At 41.8% G+C, this 22593-nt stretch carries 18 protein-coding genes; 10 read left to right on the forward strand and 8 right to left on the reverse strand.

Features of this window, described 5'->3' with window-relative positions; all coding sequences use genetic code 11:
* Window positions 1–179 precede the first annotated feature (179 nt).
* Window positions 180–2015 (reverse strand): translational GTPase TypA, encoded by a 1836-nt coding sequence (gene typA / locus F895_RS01705; RefSeq protein WP_005244111.1) that lies wholly within the window; start codon window positions 2013–2015, stop codon window positions 180–182.
* A 176-nt stretch (window positions 2016–2191) separates the two neighbouring features.
* On the opposite strand from typA, the gene F895_RS01700 reads away from it, so the two are divergent.
* From F895_RS01700 to F895_RS20130, 5 genes are all read left to right on the forward strand, one after another.
* Entirely contained in the window at window positions 2192–3550 is a 1359-nt protein-coding gene (locus tag F895_RS01700) for a uracil-xanthine permease family protein (RefSeq protein WP_010590226.1), read from the forward strand.
* Between the two features lie 62 nt (window positions 3551–3612).
* Window positions 3613–4629: a methyltransferase gene (locus tag F895_RS01695; RefSeq protein ID WP_005244115.1), complete on the forward strand. Its 1017-nt coding sequence runs from the start codon at window positions 3613–3615 to the stop codon at window positions 4627–4629.
* 18 nt (window positions 4630–4647) lie between these two features.
* Complete coding sequence (locus F895_RS01690) at window positions 4648–6105, forward strand: amino acid permease (protein WP_005244116.1); 1458 nt, start codon at window positions 4648–4650, stop codon at window positions 6103–6105.
* A 241-nt stretch (window positions 6106–6346) separates the two neighbouring features.
* Window positions 6347–7552, forward strand: coding sequence for an RtcB family protein (locus F895_RS01685; protein WP_005244117.1), 1206 nt, complete (start codon window positions 6347–6349; stop codon window positions 7550–7552).
* Between the two features lie 4 nt (window positions 7553–7556).
* The gene (locus tag F895_RS20130) at window positions 7557–7715 is read left to right on the forward strand and encodes a hypothetical protein (RefSeq protein WP_005244118.1); all 159 of its coding nucleotides are present in this window, start codon (window positions 7557–7559) and stop codon (window positions 7713–7715) included.
* Window positions 7716–7823: 108 nt separating this feature from the next.
* On the opposite strand, the gene omp38 (F895_RS01680) is transcribed toward F895_RS20130, so the two are convergent.
* Window positions 7824–8879 (reverse strand): outer membrane protein Omp38, encoded by a 1056-nt coding sequence (omp38, locus tag F895_RS01680; protein ID WP_005244119.1) that lies wholly within the window; start codon window positions 8877–8879, stop codon window positions 7824–7826.
* Between the two features lie 447 nt (window positions 8880–9326).
* Window positions 9327–10382 carry an outer membrane protein Omp38 gene (omp38, locus tag F895_RS01675; protein WP_005244119.1) on the reverse strand — a complete coding sequence of 352 codons (1056 nt, stop codon included), beginning with the start codon at window positions 10380–10382 and terminating at the stop codon, window positions 9327–9329.
* Between the two features lie 382 nt (window positions 10383–10764).
* Here omp38 (F895_RS01675) and F895_RS01670 point away from each other — a divergent pair, with 382 nt between their 5' ends.
* From F895_RS01670 to F895_RS01660, 3 genes are all read left to right on the forward strand, one after another.
* Window positions 10765–11280, forward strand: a complete 516-nt coding sequence (locus F895_RS01670; protein WP_005244120.1) for a GspH/FimT family pseudopilin — start codon at window positions 10765–10767, stop codon at window positions 11278–11280.
* 110 nt (window positions 11281–11390) lie between these two features.
* Window positions 11391–12566 carry a thiolase family protein gene (locus tag F895_RS01665; protein WP_005244121.1) on the forward strand — a complete coding sequence of 392 codons (1176 nt, stop codon included), beginning with the start codon at window positions 11391–11393 and terminating at the stop codon, window positions 12564–12566.
* A gap of 134 nt (window positions 12567–12700) precedes the next feature.
* The gene (locus tag F895_RS01660) at window positions 12701–13144 is read left to right on the forward strand and encodes a VOC family protein (RefSeq protein WP_005244123.1); all 444 of its coding nucleotides are present in this window, start codon (window positions 12701–12703) and stop codon (window positions 13142–13144) included.
* Window positions 13145–13199: 55 nt separating this feature from the next.
* On the opposite strand, the gene F895_RS01655 is transcribed toward F895_RS01660, so the two are convergent.
* The 5 genes from F895_RS01655 to F895_RS01635 form a co-directional block, all read right to left on the reverse strand.
* Complete coding sequence (locus F895_RS01655) at window positions 13200–13685, reverse strand: DUF934 domain-containing protein (RefSeq protein WP_005244124.1); 486 nt, start codon at window positions 13683–13685, stop codon at window positions 13200–13202.
* A complete protein-coding gene (locus F895_RS01650; RefSeq protein ID WP_005244127.1) occupies window positions 13678–15321 on the reverse strand; it encodes a nitrite/sulfite reductase in 1644 nt (547 codons plus the stop codon). The genes F895_RS01655 and F895_RS01650 overlap by 8 nt, the downstream gene beginning before the upstream one ends.
* 173 nt (window positions 15322–15494) lie before the next feature.
* Window positions 15495–17900 (reverse strand): glucose/quinate/shikimate family membrane-bound PQQ-dependent dehydrogenase, encoded by a 2406-nt coding sequence (locus tag F895_RS01645; RefSeq protein ID WP_005244129.1) that lies wholly within the window; start codon window positions 17898–17900, stop codon window positions 15495–15497.
* A gap of 140 nt (window positions 17901–18040) precedes the next feature.
* Window positions 18041–19264 carry a carbohydrate porin gene (locus F895_RS01640; RefSeq protein ID WP_171057887.1) on the reverse strand — a complete coding sequence of 408 codons (1224 nt, stop codon included), beginning with the start codon at window positions 19262–19264 and terminating at the stop codon, window positions 18041–18043.
* A gap of 144 nt (window positions 19265–19408) precedes the next feature.
* A complete protein-coding gene (locus F895_RS01635; RefSeq protein WP_005244139.1) occupies window positions 19409–20527 on the reverse strand; it encodes a CaiB/BaiF CoA transferase family protein in 1119 nt (372 codons plus the stop codon).
* 478 nt (window positions 20528–21005) lie between these two features.
* Between F895_RS01635 and F895_RS01630 the strand changes: the two genes are divergently transcribed.
* Window positions 21006–22019, forward strand: coding sequence for an AraC family transcriptional regulator (locus F895_RS01630; RefSeq protein WP_005244141.1), 1014 nt, complete (start codon window positions 21006–21008; stop codon window positions 22017–22019).
* A 96-nt stretch (window positions 22020–22115) separates the two neighbouring features.
* Entirely contained in the window at window positions 22116–22577 is a 462-nt protein-coding gene (locus F895_RS01625) for a GNAT family N-acetyltransferase (protein WP_005244142.1), read from the forward strand.
* The last annotated feature ends 16 nt before the right edge of the window (window positions 22578–22593 follow it).

The following is a 22593-nucleotide window of genomic DNA, read 5'->3' on the forward strand; positions in this document are numbered from 1 at the left end:
TATCCACATAATGCTGATAATTTAATATTTTTATCAAAAAAAGAAAGTTATTTCACACTTTAACAACACTTTTTATTTTCATAAAAATATGTCTTTAAGCATGTCCTTCCCATCAGATTTATGCAATAAAAAACCGCTAAATAAATTTAGCGGTTTTGTCATTTTTCGGTGAAGAAAAATTATTTATCGCGGTTACGCTTACGTTCGTTTTCAGTTAAGTAACGCTTACGGATACGAATCGATTTTGGTGTTACTTCAACTAACTCGTCATCTTGAATGAATTCAAGCGCTTGTTCAAGCGTGTATTCCATTGCAGGTGTTAAAGTTAAAGCTTCATCAGTACCTGACGCACGAACGTTAGTTAACTGTTTCGCTTTGGTTGGGTTTACAACCATATCGTCAGAACGTGAGTTAATACCGATGATCATACCTTCATACACTTCCAACTGTGGTTTAGCGAATAAACGACCACGGTCTTGAAGCGTAAATAATGCATAGCCCAAGCAAGTCCCTTGAACCATAGAAATCAACACACCATTTTGACGTTTCGCAACAGTACCTGCTTTTGCTGGACCGTAATGCGAGAAGCTTGATGTCATGATCCCTGTACCAGAAGTCATGGTTAGGAATTCAGAACGGAAACCAATCAAGCCACGTGAAGGTACAGTTGCTTCAATACGGATACGGCCTTTACCGTCAACTTCCATATTGGTCATTTCGCCTTTACGGAAGCCCATTTGTTCCATTACAGAACCTTGATGCTGTTCTTCAACGTCAAACGTTACGTTTTCGTATGGCTCTTGTTTTTCGCCATCGATTTCTTTCATGATCACTTGTGGACGTGATACGCCCATTTCGAAGCCTTCACGACGCATGTTTTCAATTAAGACTGAAAGGTGAAGTTCACCACGACCTGAAACCTTGAAACGGTCTGGGCTGTCAGTATCTTCAACACGAAGTGCTACGTTATGAATCAATTCACGGTCAAGACGTTCACGAATGTTACGTGAAGTTACGAATTTACCTTCTTTACCAGCAAACGGTGAGTTGTTTACCTGGAAAGTCATCGATACAGTCGGTTCATCTACAGACAATGCTGGTAATGCTTCAACATTTTTAGGATCACAAATCGTATCGGAAATGTTTAATGCATCAATACCCGTAATACAGATGATGTCACCAGCTGAAGCTGATTCAACATCAACACGCTCTAAACCATGGTAACCCATGATTTTTAAGATACGGCCGTTACGTGTATTGCCATCTTTATCGATAACAGTAACAGGTGTATTTAATTTTACAGAACCACGTTGAATACGACCAACACCGATAACACCTACGAAGCTGTTATAGTCAAGTGATGAAATCTGCATTTGGAAAGGACCATCAACATCAACTGCTGGTGGTTCAACGATATCAACGATAGTTTGGAACAACGGTGTCATATCTTCCGCTAATTCTTCTGGTGAAGGACCAGCAACACCACGAAGACCAGAAGCATAGACAACTGGGAAGTCTAACTGTTCGTCAGTACCGCCTAAGTTATCAAACAAATCAAAAACTTGATCGATAACCCAGTCTGGACGCGCGCTAGGCTTGTCAACTTTGTTGATAATCACGATTGGCTTCAAACCACGTGCGAACGCTTTTTGCGTTACGAAACGAGTTTGTGGCATTGGACCTTCTTGTGAGTCTACAAGAAGCAATACACAGTCAACCATCGACATTACACGTTCAACTTCACCACCGAAGTCGGCGTGTCCCGGGGTGTCAACAATGTTAATGCGGTATTCAGTGTTTGTACGTGCATCTAACCATTTAATTGCAGTATTTTTTGCAAGAATGGTAATACCACGTTCAGACTCAAGCGCGTTAGAATCCATAACACGTTCAATCTCGCCTGCGCGATCACCAAGAGCACCTGATTGTTGTAAAAGTTTGTCGACTAAAGTCGTCTTACCATGATCGACGTGCGCAATAATGGCAATGTTACGGAGAGTTTTAATATCTGACATGTAAAATTCGATACGCTTTAAATTTGAGGGCAAATTATACAGAAAAATACTAAACTTTAGTAGTGACAGTTTATTGACAGTGCATTTTTTTTCTGACGAAGTGTCATTGAATCGTTGGTAAAGCGAGCTAACTCTATTAGAATATCGCCCTAATGCCTCTCGCTTTTTATACTCCCATGTCGAATTCACAACCTCAGCAGCAGCTTGATCTGGTCTATGGACTCAATGATCGACCGAAACCTTTTGTTGCATTTTTAGCCGCTCTACAGCATCTCTTGGCGATTTTAGTCCCGATTGTGACCCCTGGATTACTGATTTGTTTGGCACTTGGCGTCTCGCGTGAAGACACCAATATGATCCTTTCCATGTCACTGATCATCTCAGGAATTGCAACTTTTTTACAATGTAAAAAAGTTGGCCCTTTTGGTGCCGGATTGTTAATTGTTCAGGGTACCAGCTTTAATTTTATCGGACCAATCATCGGGATTGGTAGTGCAATGGTGGCTGCAGGCACCCCAGTTGAGCAAGTGATGGCCGCCATTTTTGGTGTCGTCATTGCCGGTTCATTTATTGAGATGGGTGTATCACGAATTTTACCTTGGGTGAAAAAGCTGATTACTCCGTTAGTCACAGGCATTGTGGTGCTATTGATTGGTCTTACTCTGATTAAAGAAGGTTTGATCAGCATGGGCGGTGGTTATACCGCCATGCAAGACAATACTTTTGCCAATGCAGACAACTTGATCATGTCCTGTACTGTTCTTGGAATTATTATCTTACTGAATCGAATCCGCATTGTTTGGGTGAAAAGTTCAGCCATTTTAATTGCACTGGTGATTGGCTATATTCTTGCCGGTTTTATGGGACACCTGAACTTTGCTGTCCTCAATGATGCACCATTAATTCAAATTCCAACCCCAATGCATTTTGGATTAAGTTTCTCTTGGAGCTTATTCATTCCAATGGCATTCATTTATCTGGTCACTTCACTTGAAGCAATTGGCGACGTCACTGCGACCAGTAAAATCTCGAATCAACCAGTTGATGGTCCAGTTTGGATGCAACGCATTAAAGGCGGCGTACTGGTCAACGGTGCAAACTCATTCTTAGCAGGTATCTTTAATACTTTCCCAAGTTCAGTATTTGCACAAAACAATGGTGTCATTCAATTGACTGGTGTGGCAAGCCGCTATGTCGGAATCTGGATTGCCGTGCTGCTCGTGATTTTAGGCTTATTCCCTGCTGTAGCTGCTGTAATTCAAGCCGTGCCACAAGCGGTCCTTGGTGGTGCCGTGATGGTGATGTTTGGGGCTGTAGCCGCGTCTGGGATTAATATTCTTTCGAGTATTCATCTCGACCGTCGCGCCCTGCTGATTATTGCGATTTCACTTGCACTTGGTTTAGGTGTCGCTCAAGTTCCTCAAATTCTTGAACACCTGCCTGAACTATTTAAAAATATTTTTAGCTCTGGTGTCGCAACTGGCGGTATTGCCGCTTTGATTTTAAACATTGTTTTACCTGACACACATAAGTAATCAACAAACAATCGCAAGTGCCCAGTTTCACGACTGGGCTTTGTTTTTGATGAGAGATCAAAATGGATCCACGTAGTGAAGTTGTCATCCGACAGCAAGATTATTTAAATGGCCAAGTCTTATTGATCAATGCGCCCAATGATCAGCTCGCCAAAAATTTACCCGAAAAAGCCCAAGCATCCGTGTGGACTTGGAATTATGCTGATCATCTAGGTTTTTTAAAAACTGATATCAACTCACATTTTTCAGTTGAGTTTCCTCAAGCCCAATTTGATCAAGTTGTTATTTTTGTTCCTAAATCAAAAGAATTATTAAACTATATTCTGCATGTTGTCATGAGCCACCTAAAACTGGATCAGCAGGTTTTTTTAGTGGGTGAAAAAAAAGGCGGTGTTGAGCGAGCGGCCAAGCAATTACAGCCTTATGGTAAAACATTAAAACTCGATAGCGCACGTCACTGTCAATTTTGGCAAATGAAAATTGAAAAAACTGAACAGTTAAAACCACTTGAAAACTGGTTAAAAAGCTATACAGTTCAGATAGATCAAGATCAATTAGAGATCTGTGCCCTACCCGGTGTGTTTAGTCAAAATCATTTAGATGTCGGAACAGCCATATTAGTCCCTTACCTTAGCCAAGTAAAATCAGGTAAGATTGCCGACTTTGGTTGTGGTGCTGGAATTATTAGCGCTTATTTAGCCAAGCTAAATCCGAACCAACAAATTTTTGCACTTGATGTTGATGCATTTGCATTACGGTCAACTGAGCTGACTTTTCAGAAAAACAATCTGAATCTCAATCAGTTAAATCTACATGCTGTCACTGGTTTCGTCGATGCACCCAAAGATTTGGATGCCATCGTAAGCAATCCACCTTTTCATCAGGGGATTCATACCAATTACGATGCCAGTGAAGAACTTTGCCAACGTGCGAAACAGCATCTGAAAAATGCAGGTGAATTATGGATCGTAGCCAATCGTTTTCTGAATTACCCGCCCCTCATTGAGCAAAATTTTGGTCAATGTCTGGTTAAGGCAGATCAACAAGGATTCAAGGTGTTATATGCCTGTGCAAAATAAACATTTTAAGGAATTTTTATGAGCGATACATCTGCTCCTCAACACCTTCAGCGTAAGCTCGGGGCACGTCACCTGAACATGATTGCGATTGGTGGATCGATCGGCACAGGCTTATTCCTTGCTTCTGGTTCAACCATTGCAACTGCCGGTCCTGGCGGTGCCTTACTGGCCTATGCGCTCATTGGTATCATGATCTACTTCTTGATGACCAGTTTAGGTGAGTTAGCCACGCACAATCCAACATCGGGTGCATTCTTTACCTATGGCAGTCGCTATGTCGAAGACGGCTTTGGTTTTGCTTTAGGTTGGAACTATTGGTACAACTGGGCGATTACTGTTGCATTTGAATTGGTTGCGGTTCAATTCATCATGAAATTCTGGTTTCCCGATATTCCCGGGTTCTACTGGAGTGCGATCTTCCTAGCCATTATTTTTGGGATTAATGCCTTAACGGTGAAAGGTTTTGGTGAAAGTGAATTTTTATTCTCCTTGATCAAAGTCATTGCCATTATCGTGTTTATTGTCATTGGGATCTGGATGATTGCTAAAATCATGCTGACACCTAATGTATCGGTATTTCAGCACTGGACTTACAAAGAAGCGCCTTTTGTCGGTGGCTTACAAGCCCTGATCGGGGTTGCCATGATTGCCGGATTCTCGTTCCAAGGGACTGAGATGGTGGGGGTTGCAGCGGGTGAATCTAAAGATCCGAAGAAAACCATTCCTTTAGCGATTAAACAGATCTTCTGGCGCATTTTACTGTTCTATATCCTGTGTATCTTTATTATCGGGACATTGGTCAGCTATGACGACCCACTGTTGTTAAAAGCAGCTCAAAGTGAAGATATTGCACTTTCACCATTTACATTACTATATGAAAAAGCAGGCTTTGCTTTCGCAGCAAGTTTAATGAATGCGGTGATTCTCAGTGCAATCTTATCTGCGGGTAACTCTGGAATGTATTCTTCTACCCGTATGTTATTTGATATGGCCAAAGAAGGCCGCGCGCCAAAATGGTTCTCGAAACTGGATGGCCGCGGTGTACCCATGAATGCCCTCTACGCAACGACTGCGGTTGCAGCGCTGTGTTTCTTAACCACGTTCATTGGTGAGAAACAGGTATTCAACTGGTTACTCAATATGTCAGGCATGTGTGGCTTCATTGTCTGGCTTGGGATTGCGATTTCACACTATCGTTTCCGTAAAGGGTATATCGCACAAGGTTATAAGGTTGAAGACCTTGCTTACCGCGCCAAGTTTTTCCCATTTGCACCATGGTTTGCATTTATTCTTTGTTCGATCATTATCTTAGGTCAAAACTATCAAGCTCTGCTCGGTGGAAAAATTGATTGGTTAGGGTTGATCTCAACCTATATCAGCATTCCATTATTTTTGGCAATTTGGCTCGGTTATAAGTGGAAACACAAGACTAAACTGATCGCATATCGAGATATGAATGTCAAAGAAGGCGAATAAAAACTTGACCCAAATGAAAATATGAGTAAAATCGCGCTCATATTTTCAACGGCACCACATAATAGGAGGACGACAGCATGCCATTACAACTAGGAACTACACCATAAGATTTGGCACTGTCAACTCACGGACAAGTGTTCAAATATTATGATCGCTTGTCCGAATGCTCTATTTAACCTAGCATTCGCTAGGTTTTTTTACGCCTATTCGGACCAACAATTAAAATACCCGAGACAAGAAAATGGGCATACAAAAAATTCTCAATGCTGAGGCTGAATATGGCGTTCCAGTGAAAATTTTCACCAACGACATTGATAGCGAAAGTATTGAACAACTGAAAAAAATGGCACAACTACAATTTGTTTATTCACATATTGCCGTGATGCCTGATGTACATGTCGGCAAAGGTGCGACTGTAGGTAGCGTGATTCCCACAAAAAATGCCATCATCCCCGCAGCCGTAGGGGTTGATATCGGTTGTGGCATGAATGCGATTCGACTCAATCTTAAAGCGTCACAACTACCAGATCATCTAGCACCATTACGCCATGCAATTGAACGCAAAGTCCCTGTCGGCTTTGAATTACACAAACAAGTGAAAGCTAAAGCTTCTAGTATTATTCCGCTAGAAAAACGCTTACAACCCATCATCAAGAAACATCCAGGTCTGGTTCGAATGCTTAGAAAGTTTGATGCCACTTGGCAAAAACAGCTGGGGACCTTAGGGGGTGGCAATCATTTTATTGAACTGTGTCTTGATGAAAATCAGGACGTCTGGGTCATGCTACACTCAGGTAGCCGCGGTTTAGGCAATGTGATCGGCACATATTTCATTGAATTGGCAAAGAAAGAAGCACAGCATCGTTTCGGTCACGTTCCGGACAAAGACTTAAGTTATTTTGCTGAAGGCTCAAATAGTTTTGACGATTATGTTGAAGCCGTGCAATGGGCACAAGAGTACGCCTTTGAAAACAGACGTGAAATGATGCGTCTGATCCTAGAAGCGATTCGTCCACTACTACCACCTTTTCAAATGACCAAAGAAGCAATTAACTGCCACCACAATTATGTGAGTCAAGAAACCCACTTTGGTGAGAATCTATTGATAACACGTAAAGGTGCAATTCGGGCAGGTCAGGATGAATTGGGCATTATCCCAGGTTCAATGGGAGCTCGCTCATATATCGTCAAAGGCAAGGCCAATCCAGAGTCCTTTTGCTCATGTTCACATGGTGCAGGTAGAAAGATGAGCCGCAGTAAGGCAAAACTGCTATTTAGCCAAGATGACTTGATTCAGCAAACCCAAGGGATTGAATGCCGAAAGGACAGCGCTGTGATTGATGAAATTCCAGCTGCCTATAAAGATATTGATCAAGTTATGGCAAACCAAGCGGACTTGATCGAAATTGTACACACCCTCAAACAAATCTTATGCATTAAAGGTTAATGATATGAAACTCAAGGAAATGCCTAAAATCAAAGTGCGCAACCCTGTTGCACTCTCCCCTTTATTACACAAAGGTGGCGTTCATGAAACAGAAAAGCCGCGAGCCCAGCATCGCCGTGCAAGACAGGATGCCAAACAGCAACTAAAAAAACAGATGTGGTAACTCAAAATCCCCCTAACGACCAAGGAGAACAAAATGACTCCATATTTAAATTACTCAAATAAAAAAAGCGACTCAATTGAGTCGCTTTTTTATGATCTTAACTAGAGATTATCTAGCTTGACCTGGTTGTACAAGAACAGTACGGCTACCGCTGATCGCAGCAAATACGCGACGGTTCATAGCACGACCTTCTTTAGTTTTGTTGTCAGCAATCGGTTGATCCCAAGCGAAACCTTGAGTTGTCAAACGAGATGCGCTTACGTTGTATTCGTTAACAAGTGCAGACTTAACAGAGTTAGCACGCGCTAAAGATAAACGTTCGTTTAACTTACGTGGACCAGTGTTATCTGTGTGACCTTCAATGCGAGCTGTCGCATTCGGGTACTCAGCTAACTTCTCTGCAACTTTAGCAATTTCAGACTTGTATTGTGGCTTGATGTCAGACTTGTTCGTATCGAAGAATACGCGAAGTTCCATGTTAAGGTCTTCAGTCAACTCTTGTGGTTGTGGAGCAACTGGAGTTGGTTCAACTGGAGTAACTTCTACTACTGCAGCAGCAGGTTTCAAGTGACCACCAAGAACTACGTTTAAGCCTGCAAGTGCAGTATAGTTCCAGAAATCTTCATCGATGTTATAAGTACCACGAGCTTCTGTACGAAGAGACAAAGCATCGTTCAAGCGCCAGAAAGCACCAAAACCTGCATTACCCAAAGTACCTTCTTCTTTCAAGCCACGACCAGCGCGACCCAATTGAGCTGGAGTAGCATCATCAAATGTATATTTGTAATGACCAGCACCTAACAATACGTAAGGCTTGATTTTGCTGTCATAGTTTTTAGTGATCAAATCAGAAGTAACATAGAAGTTACCGTTGATTTGTTGTTGTTTGTAGCTAGCATTAGGAGTAGAACCGTCTACATCACCTTTAACTTGGTTGTATTCAGCTTCAAAACCTAACCATGGCGTTAATTCAACACCTAGTGCAGCACCAACAAATAAGTCATCCTTAATTTCAGGAGCATTTGTTAAATGCTTAGGACCATTGTTGCTTTTAGAATCTTGGAATGTGTAACCAAGCATCAATGGTGTTACTGTAATACCCGCATTAGCAGCAGCTAAAGGAGCAGCAACAAGCATAGCAAGTGCAATACGACTCAATTTCATGGAATATCCTCCAAAACAAAAACTGTTGTTCTCTAAACTCTATCTAATAATTTTGAATACTGAGAAATAGCTTTATTGCATCTTTTTCAGTCATTCACTTGGTGTTGAATCATACAAATACTTGGCCAACATTCCAAGTATTTAACAACATTTAGTTTGCAGCCACTGAAAAAATGACCTATTTCTCGCCCAAAAAGCTAGAACTTTCTCATTTAACAACGTCAAATAAAGCGCTGAGAGCTTATCACTTTTTAATCAAAATTTTAACAAGCTACCAAAATCTTTTCAATAAAACTAAATAATCCCCATGCAACGCTCAAGATTAAAATCAGATTATGCTAGTTTTTGACCAAGTATTGTTTACTTTTACATCAATGCCACAAAAACACTTATATCCATAAAAAAAGCGACTCAATTGAGTCGCTTTTTTATGATCTTAACTAGAGATTATCTAGCTTGACCTGGTTGTACAAGAACAGTACGGCTACCGCTGATCGCAGCAAATACGCGACGGTTCATAGCACGACCTTCTTTAGTTTTGTTGTCAGCAATCGGTTGATCCCAAGCGAAACCTTGAGTTGTCAAACGAGATGCGCTTACGTTGTATTCGTTAACAAGTGCAGACTTAACAGAGTTAGCACGCGCTAAAGATAAACGTTCGTTTAACTTACGTGGACCAGTGTTATCTGTGTGACCTTCAATGCGAGCTGTCGCATTCGGGTACTCAGCTAACTTCTCTGCAACTTTAGCAATTTCAGACTTGTATTGTGGCTTGATGTCAGACTTGTTCGTATCGAAGAATACGCGAAGTTCCATGTTAAGGTCTTCAGTCAACTCTTGTGGTTGTGGAGCAACTGGAGTTGGTTCAACTGGAGTAACTTCTACTACTGCAGCAGCAGGTTTCAAGTGACCACCAAGAACTACGTTTAAGCCTGCAAGTGCAGTATAGTTCCAGAAATCTTCATCGATGTTATAAGTACCACGAGCTTCTGTACGAAGAGACAAAGCATCGTTCAAGCGCCAGAAAGCACCAAAACCTGCATTACCCAAAGTACCTTCTTCTTTCAAGCCACGACCAGCGCGACCCAATTGAGCTGGAGTAGCATCATCAAATGTATATTTGTAATGACCAGCACCTAACAATACGTAAGGCTTGATTTTGCTGTCATAGTTTTTAGTGATCAAATCAGAAGTAACATAGAAGTTACCGTTGATTTGTTGTTGTTTGTAGCTAGCATTAGGAGTAGAACCGTCTACATCACCTTTAACTTGGTTGTATTCAGCTTCAAAACCTAACCATGGCGTTAATTCAACACCTAGTGCAGCACCAACAAATAAGTCATCCTTAATTTCAGGAGCATTTGTTAAATGCTTAGGACCATTGTTGCTTTTAGAATCTTGGAATGTGTAACCAAGCATCAATGGTGTTACTGTAATACCCGCATTAGCAGCAGCTAAAGGAGCAGCAACAAGCATAGCAAGTGCAATACGACTCAATTTCATGGATATCCTCCAGAGATAACAATTGTTTGTTGTGTAAGCTTAGCCTATGATTTTTCGTCCTGAGAACACGAATGTCCAACAGTATTATTTTTTAAGCTATTCACTTCACTTTGAATCATACAAACACTTGATGAATTTTCCAAGTGCTTGATAACTTTAACCTCGTAAATTATTGACAAAATTTCTTACAATTTCCGTTGTAGTTCAGTAAATTTTCAATTCCCATTTAATATTGGGATGAATTATGGTTTTAAAGCTTGCGATTTAGTATTTCTTAATTAATTTATTAGTAATATTTTTATTACCGATCCTGTTCCGGATTATAAAAAATCAATCCAAGTATTTGTTAATCAAAAATTTAATAAAAACACAAAGAGATAATATGTTTAAATTCCATGGACTGACTCTAATCGAATTAATCATCACGCTTGGAGTTTTAGCCATTCTTGCCACCTTTGCAGTCCCCTATTTCCGTGAAATTATGATCTCAAACGAAGCTGCCTACCTTAAAAGAATCCTCACAATTCATATACAAAAAGCAAAAACGGATGCACAACTTCATCATCAAAATGTGATGCTGTGCCCAAGTTCAGATGAGATTCATTGTGATCATGACTGGAATAAAGGTTTTATTGGATTTATTGATAGCAATCGGAATAGACAACGAGATGCAGAGGAAACATTGTTATTTACAATTGCACTCAACCATAAATATGGTCATTTAAGCTATAGAGCATTTGGCAATACCCCCGATTCTATTATATTTCAATCCAGCAATGGTCTTCCTCTAGCATCCAACGGCAGTTTCATCTATTGCTCAACCTCTCCAAACTATCATACGAAAATTATGTTAAGCCGAATGGGTAATATACGTTTCGAAAAGTTATCGCGTTGCTAAAAACTCTTCAGTCTAGCCTAAAATAGGTAAAACACTTTATTCAGATGCTTTTTTTACTATACTGCTTAAGTTTGGAACATTTTTATAAATTATAAGTGTGGAGACACATCATGACTGACATCGTAATCGTTAACGGCGCTCGTACAGCAATGGGCGGCTTCCAAGGTGCACTTTCAGGTGTAACAGCACCAGAACTAGGTGCAGTAACAATTAAAGAAGCAATTGCTCGTTCTGGCCTACAACCAACCGATGTAGAAGAAGTAATCATGGGTTGTGTTTTACCAGCGGGTTTAAAACAAGGCCCTGCACGTCAAGCCATGCGTCAAGCAGGTCTACCAGATTCTACCGGTGCAGTCACTATTAACAAGCTTTGCGGTTCTGGCATGAAAGCCGTGATGCAAGCAACTGATATGATCAAGGCTGGCAGTGCAGAAATCGTCGTTGCGGGCGGTATGGAATCAATGACCAACGCACCGTATATATTACCTAAAGCACGTGCTGGCTATCGTATGGGCCATGGTGAAATTAAAGACCATATGTTCCTTGATGGCTTAGAAGATGCTGAAACAGGTCGTTTAATGGGCTCATTTGCCCAAGATATGGCCAATAAACGCAGCTATACACGTGAACAAATGGATGATTTTGCGATTCGTTCTTTGCAACGCGCACAAAAGGCCATTACTGAAGGTTACTTTAAGGATGAGATCGTACCTGTTACCGTTTCGACACGTAAAGGCGACGTGGTGATTGATCAGGATGAACAACCATTAAGTGCAAAAATTGACAAGATTCCATCACTTAAACCCGCTTTTGCAAAAGACGGAACCATTACCGCCGCAAACGCAAGCTCAATCTCGGATGGTGCATCTGCACTGGTGTTAACATCTAGCGATGTTGCAACGCAACGTGGTTTACAGCCTTTGGCAAAAATTATTGCAACTGCTTCAAACTCACAGCACCCTTCTGAATTTACCATTGCTCCTGTAGGCGCGATTGAAAAAGTATTGAACAAAGCTGGTTGGGATGCGCAAGACGTCGATCTATGGGAAATCAATGAAGCTTTTGCGATGGTCACCATGTGCCCAATCGATGATTTCAAATTAGATGCTGAAAAAGTCAATATCAATGGCGGTGCCTGTGCATTGGGCCACCCTGTTGGTTCTACAGGCTCTCGTATTATCCTGACATTGATTCACGCCCTTAAACGTACAGGTGGTAAGAAAGGTGTTGCTGCACTGTGTATCGGTGGTGGTGAAGCAACTGCGGTCGCAATTGAATTGATCTAAATAATTTTTCAATTTGTTCAAAAAATCCTGCGTAATGCAGGATTTTTTAGGTTTGGGATTACAAAAAATAATGCATCCATTGCTAAAATCCCGATAAGTTATGCATTGTATAAAAAAACAACAAGGAGTCCCCCATGCAACTCAATCATTATCTAAATTTCAAAGGACAAGCAGAACAAGCATTTAACTTTTATAAATCTGTGTTTGGTGGTGAATTTGCCATGCTTAGTCGTTATGGTGATATGCCACCGACTGAAGGTATTAGCCTATCAGAAGCCGATAAAAATTTAATTTTACATGTGTCCTTACCCATCAATGAATTTACCGTATTGATGGCATCTGATACCAATGACCAGTTCTGTGCTCCCAACAGTGTCTTTACCCAAGGTACAAATCACTATATTTCAATCAATCTTGACCCGGATGAGTTGGATGAAGCGCAACGACTATTTGATGCTTTGTCTGCGAATGGCCAAATTGAAATGCCACTCGAAAAGACCTTCTGGGGTGCGCTTTATGGCGCTTTTACCGATCAGTTTGGAATTAAATGGATGATCAATTGCCAGTTAGATGAATAATCTGCATCAAATAAAAAAGCTGAACCAAAGTTCAGCTTTTTTTGTTTCAATCTCTTTACGCACCAGTTTGATAACTTGCCTGTGGCACAGCAGTTGAAGCTTGATAAGGGTTGGTAAAGTCCTGAAGCCCTGCAGCCGCTTCATGAATATCCTTACCCTCTTTCACCACAAAAGTGTCAAAGCCAGAACGTTTTAAATAGTTTAAAACGTCCTTAAAGATATCACCGACCGCTCGTAACTCACCTTGATAACCTTGGCGACGTAATAAAGCAGCAAATGAATAACCACGACCATCATTGAAACCTGCAAACTCAATAAAGATCGCATCCAGTTCATTTAATGGAAATTGGTGTGTTTCAGGTGAATCATCAACAGTAATGTACAACGCCTTCTTACCTTGTACATGTGCTAATTGATCCAACTGTGCCGTTGTAAGCACCACATCCCCCTGTGGAACAACGCCCTCTTCGGTAATGATTTGGTAGCTATTGTCAGCAATCGTGCCATCTTTAAACAGCACTTGTAGCGTTGTATTAAGCATAAGCACGCTCCTTAAATGGTTGAATGCCGACACGGCGGTAAGTATCAATAAAGCGCTCACCTTCATTACGTAAGTCAAGGTAGGTATTCAAGATTTCATCAATCACATCAGGTACAGCATCTGCAGCAAAAGATGGGCCTAGGATATCCCCTAATGATGCATCATGATCAGCATGTCCACCCAGCGTGATCTGATAAAACTCAGCACCTTTTTTGTCCACACCGAGAATACCAATGTTGCCGACATGGTGATGACCACAAGCATTCATACAGCCAGAAATGTTTAGATCCAGTTCACCTAAATTATAGATCGTGTCTAAATCTTCAAAACGGCGGCTGATCGCTTCCGAGATCGGAATTGATTTGGCATTGGCCAATGAGCAGAAGTCGCCACCTGGACAGCAAATAATATCGGTAATAAAGCCAATATGCGCACGCGCCATGTTGTGATGTTCAAGCGTTTGCCACAATTCAAATAAATCTTTTTGTGGTACATCAACCAACGAAATATTTTGTTCATGGGTGGTACGGAACTCACCAAAGGTATACTTATCGGCTAAATCTGCGATTAAGTTCATTTCTTCAGTGGTGACATCACCAGGAGCAACGCCGGCACGCTTCAAGGAAATCGTCACAATACGATAGCCTTTGACTTTATGTGCATTGGTATTAACGTTAAACCATTGTTTGAATTTCGGATGTTCGGCAAACAAAGCTGTGAAATCTTGATCTTCTAAATCTTGATAAGCAAATGGAGTGAACTCTTCATCCAATTTTTTCAAGATTTCAGGTTGAATCTTTAATGTTTCGCGTGTGTGCTGAAACTCAGCTTCCACTTTTTGTGCAAATACTTCTGGTGTTAAAGCTTTCACCAAAATTTTGATACGTGCTTTGTATTTGTTATCACGGCGGCCATGCAAGTTATACACACGTAAAGTTGCTTCCAAATAAGCAATCAAATCTTCACGTGGCAAGAATTCACGGATCACACTACCAATGATCGGGGTACGCCCCAAACCACCACCCACCATAATTTTGTAACCCATTTCGCCTGCATCATTACGCACCAGATAAACACCGATGTCATGGAATGCTGTGGCAGCACGGTCTTTTTCTGCTAAAGCCGAAACCGCGATTTTGAACTTGCGTGGCAAAAAGGCAAATTCAGGATGGAAGGTACTCCACTGACGAATCAATTCACAGGTCGGACGTGGATCCGCAATTTCACCCGCAACTACACCTGCAAACTGGTCAGTCGTAGTATTACGGATACAGTTACCTGAGGTTTGTACGGCATGCATTTGTACCGTTGCCAGTTCAGCAAGGATATCAGGGACATTTTCTAATGCAGGCCAGTTCAACTGAATATTTTGACGCGTTGAAACGTGCGCATAGCCACGGTCATATTCAGTCGCAATTTCAGCAATTTTTCTAAGTTGTTTGGTATTCATCAAGCCATACGGCACAGCGATACGGAGCATAGGCGCATAACGTTGCACATACAGACCATTTTGCAAACGTAATGGACGATATTCGTCTTCTGTTAATTTTCCTGCTAAATAGCGTTCTGTTTGATCGCGAAACTGAGCAACACGTTGGTTAATCAGCTGTTGATCGAAATCCGTATATAAATACATGGCGTATGGCTAGTCATTCATTATAAAGGCGACTAGCATAGCGAGCTTTCATTCATCAACAAAATGCTTTTTTTGCATATTTAATAACGGTTTTATTGATAAGCCTATCTAATTGCCACAAAAAGAAAAAGCCTAGACGAATCTAGGCTTTTTCGGATAATTTCTAAATGAAATTAGTTCTTATCTGGCAATGCATAAGCCACGAGATAATCACCCATTTTGGTGCCGAATGAACCGTGTCCACCCGCCATAATCACCACATACTGTTTGCCATTGGCTTCATAAGTCATTGGTGTTGCTTGTCCACCCGCAGGTAAACGTGCTTCCCATAACTTGTCACCATTTGAAACATTGAATGCGCGAATATAGTTATCTTGTGTTGCACCAACAAACATCACATTACCCGCAGTCGAAATCGAACCACCTAAACCAGGCACACCAATTTTCACTGGTGGTAATTGGAATAATGTTGGCAAGCTATCACGGATGGTACCAATACGTTTTTTCCAGACCACTTCATGGGTTTTTAAATCCACACCAGCAACAAAGCCCCAGCCTGGTTGTTTACATGGCAAACCTAATGGGGAAAGGAACGGGCTGATATCCACACCATATGGCGTGCCATACATCGGTTGCATGCCATGCTCCGTACCAGCACCACGTGCAACCGCTTGGCGATTTGGATCTGCTGGAATTAAACGGCTTACGAACGGTAAACCAATCGGGTTCATGACTGCAACCTGACGGTCCGCATTCACAGACATACCACCCCACTCAAATACCCCCAAGTTACCAGGGAATACTAAAGTTCCGTTTTCAGAAGGTGGCGTATAAATACCATCATAGTTCAAACTTTTAAATTTCACACGACACATCAACTGGTCAAACATGGTGGCACCCCACATGTCTTTATCCGTCAATTTGTCTTTTGGTGCTAAATCGAAGTCAGAGAACGGTTGAGTTTTTGAATAAAACTCACCTTTGGTTTGAGGACCCCATTTCACCGTTTGCGGAACAGGTTTCTCTGTAATCGGTACAATCGGCTGACCATTACGACGATCTAAAACAAAGGCATTCCCTGTTTTGGTCAATACATAAATCGCAGGGACTGTTTGACCTGATTTATCTTGAATATCGGCCAATGAAGGTTGTGATGGTACATCCATATCCCACAAATCATGATGTGTGGTTTGGAAGTGCCAGACCAACTTACCTGTCGTTGCATTAATCGCCAGCATTGAGTTGGCATAACGCTCTTTCAACTCAGTACGGTCACCCCCCCAGATATCTGGTGTACCGACGCCTGTTGGTACATAGACGATATCCAGTTTTGAGTCATAGGCAAGCGGCGCCCAAGCATTAGGTGAGTTATGTACAAACGTTGTGCCTTGACCAGGCATTGCATTTGGATCAGCTGCACCTGTATCAAATACCCATAACAACTTACCCGTGTTGACATCATAACCACGGATGACACCTGAAGGCTCTTTATTCGAATGGTTATCCGTTACAGAACCAGCAATCACCACAGTTGTACCAGAAACCACACCTGGAGAAGTCGGGTTATAACCACCTGGGTAGGCGTATGGCATGAATTCCTGTAAGTTTACTTCACCGTTTTGACCAAAGTCAGAACATGCCTTACCTGTATCTGCATTCACAGCAACTAAACGGCCATCATTCACAGGTACAAATACTTTACGCGGACACTCAGTTGAACTCGACTTTTTCGCCTGTAAACTGGTTGCAAATTCAGTGGTATTGGCCGCATCGTAGTACATCACACCACGACAAGTTAAATGCTGAAAAGTTTTATCCGCTTTGAGTTTCGGATCAAAACGCCATTTTTCCTTACCTGTCGCAGGATCAATTGAAATCAAATGTTGATGTGGCGTACACATAAACATGTTATTGCCAATCTTGATTGGTGTGACCTGATTGGTGGTTTCACCCGAATCATTTTCAGTACGGAAATCGCCAGTACGCAATGTCCAAGCTACTTTTAGATCTTTAACGTTTTTATCATTGATCTGTGTCAATGGCGAGTAGCGCTCACCACCCTGACTACGACCGTATGCTGGCCAATCTTCAGGTGCGATACCCTCCACTGCTTTCGCTTGTGCGGGCTGAGGTGTTTGAATCACCCCATTAATTTCTTGTGGATCATTGAAGATCGAATACACCATCACCACAATCGCAATCGCTAAAGTCGATGATAGCGCAACTTTACTCGAACTGAGATTATCAATACCACGCGTTACCGCAGGTACCAGTAACCACAACCCCAAAATGCCGAGGATATCAAGACGCGGTGCCAGTGCCCAGAAATCGGTTCCAACTTCCCAAACACCCCAAACAACGCTACCTAACATCAATCCAGCATAGACCCATAAAGGCCCTGACGCTCGTTTATAAAGTTGTACTGCTACAACCAGTAACAGTACGCCTGCAATCACATAATAAAAAGACCCACCAATTACTGCGAGCCAGATACCACCAATCAGCAAGAACAATGCAATGAGGGCGATAATCACCACCGTCAATGTTCTAAGCCCAGATTTTGAAGCAGATTGATTCATAAGATCACCTTGCATCTTTTATATTTTGGATCCATAAAAAGCAAAAAAGGTCTGTTTTTATGGTCGAGTTCAAATCACAACAACTTTGCAGATCTCACCCATGTCTGGCCTCACGCTGCAAAGTTGCCCGAATATCGAAATTAGAAAATGGTTTGGAACTTAATCCCGCCAACCCAAGTCTTATCACCATCTTTCAGTGCACCGACATGACGGACATATTGAATATTTGGACGAATGGTCAACCAGTTGGTCGCATGAATGCCGTAATACAACTCGGTGTTATATTCGTCATCCAGTAAACCATTATTTTTATCGTTGGCATGAATACGCGCGACACCCAAAGCAAGTTCATCTCTAGGGCGCTGATCAAATGGGCCTTTATAGATTAAACCAACATTTTGCATGTCTTTAACCGAATTGGTTTTCGAGTCGTGAACTGTAATATTCACAAAGCCCGTTAAACCACGATCAGACTGACCATCATGGCGAGTGAGCTGCTGCTTCGCTGTAAACCAGCCACCCTGTTTATGTCCGGTTCTGGCAGGATTTTCAATTTCAGCAGCATCAGCAGTACTATAGTAATAACCAAAACGATACTCGCCTGGTAAAGACTGCGCACTCAATTTTGGAGTCCAGACCACTTCTGCTGGAATAATCGCGCCACGTGAACCATCTGTGCTCAGGTTAAAACCTTTGCCACGTTGCAAGTTTTCAGGGTTATATTCATATGCCCCGATTTGTGCGTATAGGTCGGGTTGCAAGTTGTATTTGACACGCAATGCCCATTGGCTTACTGGCCAGTTATACCATTGGTCACCAACCCAGTTACCCACCTGAGAACCGCATAAGGCCAAGTTTTGGAAATCACAGTCAAAGCTATTGAAATCTTCACCTTCGCCGAAACGACCCACTTTGATATCCAAAGCCTGATCTAAAAATTTCTTCTTGATCCACAGGTCAGTTAAACGCCATGTTTGACCACGCCCCCAGACTTCTTGCGCAGAACTAAGATGTCCTTGTAAGGCATCTGCAGTTTGAGACAAAGACTGACCATCACGATAGGTTACCGTGATTTGGGCTTCAGTATCCTGCCAACCTAAAATTTTATTCAGGTCGAAATGAGTACCTAAAGCCAACTGCCCAGTGAATTCACTGCCATGGCTTGAGTGTTGTTTAGAATCTAAAACCCCTGCAAATTCACCAGTGTAATCAGCAGAAAATTTGTAACCCTGTTCTTGCAACGCAGTGCGTTGACCGTTCCAATCACCAAACAGCCATTGACCATTTGGATCAAATGCGGAAGAAGCTGCTTGAGTATGTTGTGTGAAAAGACTCAATGAGAGAACGGATAAACAGGAAACAATCATAGATTTAGAGATTGTCATGTTTACGTAACCTTTTATGTTATTGTGTATAAAAGGTTACTCTTATTTTTAAATTACAACTTATTCAAAATGTTAACAATCTGTACAATATTTTAACAATCAGTGATTGGTCGCACATATTTTCTACCATTTACCCTCACCCAAACCCTGACCAATAAAAGCATACTTCATTTGTGAACGAGAAAATTTGATTGGGCAGGCCAACTGAGGCTCAGTTTGTGCTGCATTTTCCGATAATGGAACTTCTACCACCCAACCCCGTTGCTGCGCGATGGGCGAGACCAATGCTTCATCCAGACTGAGTACAGGTTCAACACAGATATCCAGACGTTGGAACAAATGCTGCCATGCAGCAAAATCTTGAGTTTGAAACTTTTCCTGCAAGGCTTGTTTCACCGCTTGTCGATCTTCTGGATCAAAGGATGTCCCTTTGGCAAGCAATATAGGTAGCTCTAAAGCTGTAGCCAGACCTGCCATGAATTGTGGCTCTAAACTCCCCACCGAGAAGTAACGTCCATCTTTGGTTTGATAATAATCATAGAAGCTTGCACCATTTAACATTCCTGCCTCAGCAGCCTGTGGTGTTTGTCCTGCCAGACTTGCTGAAGCGGCCATACTATTCAGACTCGCCACACAATCCGTCATGGAAATATCAATATATTGCCCAAGACCACTGCGTTGCCGTTCAACCACAGCAGCCAGAATACCAATCACTGCATGTAAAGAGCCGCCCGCCACATCTGCAATTTGAATCCCCAGTGGTGGTGGACCTCCCTCCTGACGACCGCTATGCCCCGATACACCTGCCAGTGCTAAATAGTTAATATCATGTCCTGCCCGATCTTTATATGTTCCTGTCTGACCATAGCCTGTAATGGAACAGTAGATTAAACGCGGATTAATCTCAGCTAAAGTTTCATAATCCAAGCCTAAACGACGCATGACATCAGGACGAAATTGCTCTAGTACAATATCAAACTCAGAGATTTTATTTTTGATCAGTTCAATATTAGCGACATCTTTCAGGTCGAGTGCAATCGACTGTTTATTTCGATTCAGGTAACTATGTGCAGTGGCCTGACCGTTAGCATAGGGTGGCATAATCCGTACCAGATCGGGACGCGTCGGTGATTCCACATGGATAACTTCTGCACCCATGTCCGCAAGGTACATACTGGCAAATGGTCCTGGTAACAAAGTCGAAAAGTCGAGGACTTTCAATCCCTTTAGTGCAGATGGCATAATATTTTTTACTCAATTTGTTTAAATTTTCTTTTATACTAGGTGTGGATAAACACAAAAACAATGTCATGTTCAGCCATTTACCTTGATAGTTTCGGCAATTTAACATGTATACAAGGCGCAATTATTTTTCTTGTCAATTGCCATAGGGCTTGTTAATTGATCATATATATGTTGCGTTGTTGGCAAAAATTTTATCAGACGAGGCATGAAACGACAGGAATGATAATTCATTTCCAAGTTTTATAACGATGTATGAGGAAATTTTTGTTACAACCCTACGGGACAAAAGCATTTTTTGATGCTACTGCGTTATGTCATGCTCATTTAGAAGTACTAAATTTCACAAGCCACGCCTTGTACCATCTAAAAAATGTCTATTGTCGCAGCTATATCTGATCAACTAACAAGCCCTTTTTATTTTAGACGGTTATTTAGGTCAATTATCGTGAATAGTAAAGAAACTGAAGGATTCAATATGAGCCGTGATACGATCAGCATCCACTTCGTGAATGCGGCTTTAACAGGTGTTAAACGCCTAGGCATGGACGTTGAAACATTACTTTCACATGTCGGCATAGAAGCAGAACTACTCCGCCAACCGAAGGCTCGAATCTCTCCAGAGCAGTACACCCGTTTTATAAAAATGTTATGGATGGTCACCCAAGACGAACATGTCGGTTTTGATATACAACCGCGTCGTTTAGGTACTTTTGCCATCATGTGCCAATTGATTATCCATTCCAAAACGCTTGGTCAGGCACTGGAACTCTCCTCTCAATTCTACAAACTGTTTGGAGATGAGTGGGCGGTCAGCTTAGAGCGTGATAAACATGAAGCACGTTTGGTTCCACACATTCCCAAAGCTTTAGATCCAGATCACTTTATTACTGAAAGCATGCTGATGATCTGGCATGGTCTTGCGTCATGGTTAATTGAACGTCGTCTACCTTTAGAGCGCGTGCATTTTGGTTATGAGCGTCCAAATCATGCCGATGAATATGATGCCTTGTTTTTTGCTCCAGTGATGCAGTTCGATGCACCACGCACCGAAATTACATTTGCTGCCGATTATCTGGATCTCCCGATCCGTCAAGATGAAAAAACTTTAGAAGAATTCCTGAAAGCAGCACCTGCCCAGTTGTTAGTGAAGTTCAAAAATACCAACTCATTGACTTCGCGTATCCGTGATGTATTAAAGAGCCAGATTGGTGAAGAAATGCCAACACTGAATGATGTCGCGGCAATGTTGTATTTATCACCGCAAACCTTACGTCGTCGTTTGGCTGCAGAAGGTAAAAGCTATCAAGGCGTAAAAGATGCCTTACGTCGTGATGCTGCAATTCATTTATTGTTGACACCAAATCTCACCCTTGAAGATGTAGCACAGCAAGTCGGCTTTAGTGAAACCAGTACCTTCCACCGTGCCTTTAAGAAATGGACGGGAGTAACCCCTGGTTTATATCGTCAGTTGCACGGGCATCACAACTAATATAACAACAAAGCAATGTTCAACTTTATACAGTTGAACATTGCTTTTTAAATGTGCTAATAATCAAGCAGACCTCTACAATTTGCTTGAATAACAATGATCATTAAAAAAGCTGACTTCTGCCATCCACAAGTTCAAAATTTGATTTATCTCCATTTGCATGGTCTACATCAAAATACCCCACTGGAACATAGTTTTGCATTAGACCTCAGCAGTCTGCAAAAAGATTCAATTAGCGTCTATACCTTGTGGAACGATGAGCAATTACTGGGCTGTGGCGCAATCCAAGAACTGACACCCGACCACGCAGAAATCAAATCTATGCGGACTCATCCTGCCCATTTACGTCAAGGGGTCGCAGCACAACTGCTTGAATTTTTATTAAAACTCGCTCAACAACGTCACTATCAAAGAGTCAGTTTAGAAACAGGAAAAGACGTTCACTTTGATGCCGCAATCAAACTGTATAAGAAGTTTGGATTTGTTGAAGGTGCTGCTTTCGCAGAATATAACGAATCACCCTACAACCAATTCTTTCATTTAGATTTATCAGATTAAGCAATCTGGATAAGCT

Source organism: Acinetobacter sp. CIP 64.2 (assembly GCF_000369645.1).
In the GTDB taxonomy this organism is placed as follows: domain Bacteria; phylum Pseudomonadota; class Gammaproteobacteria; order Pseudomonadales; family Moraxellaceae; genus Acinetobacter.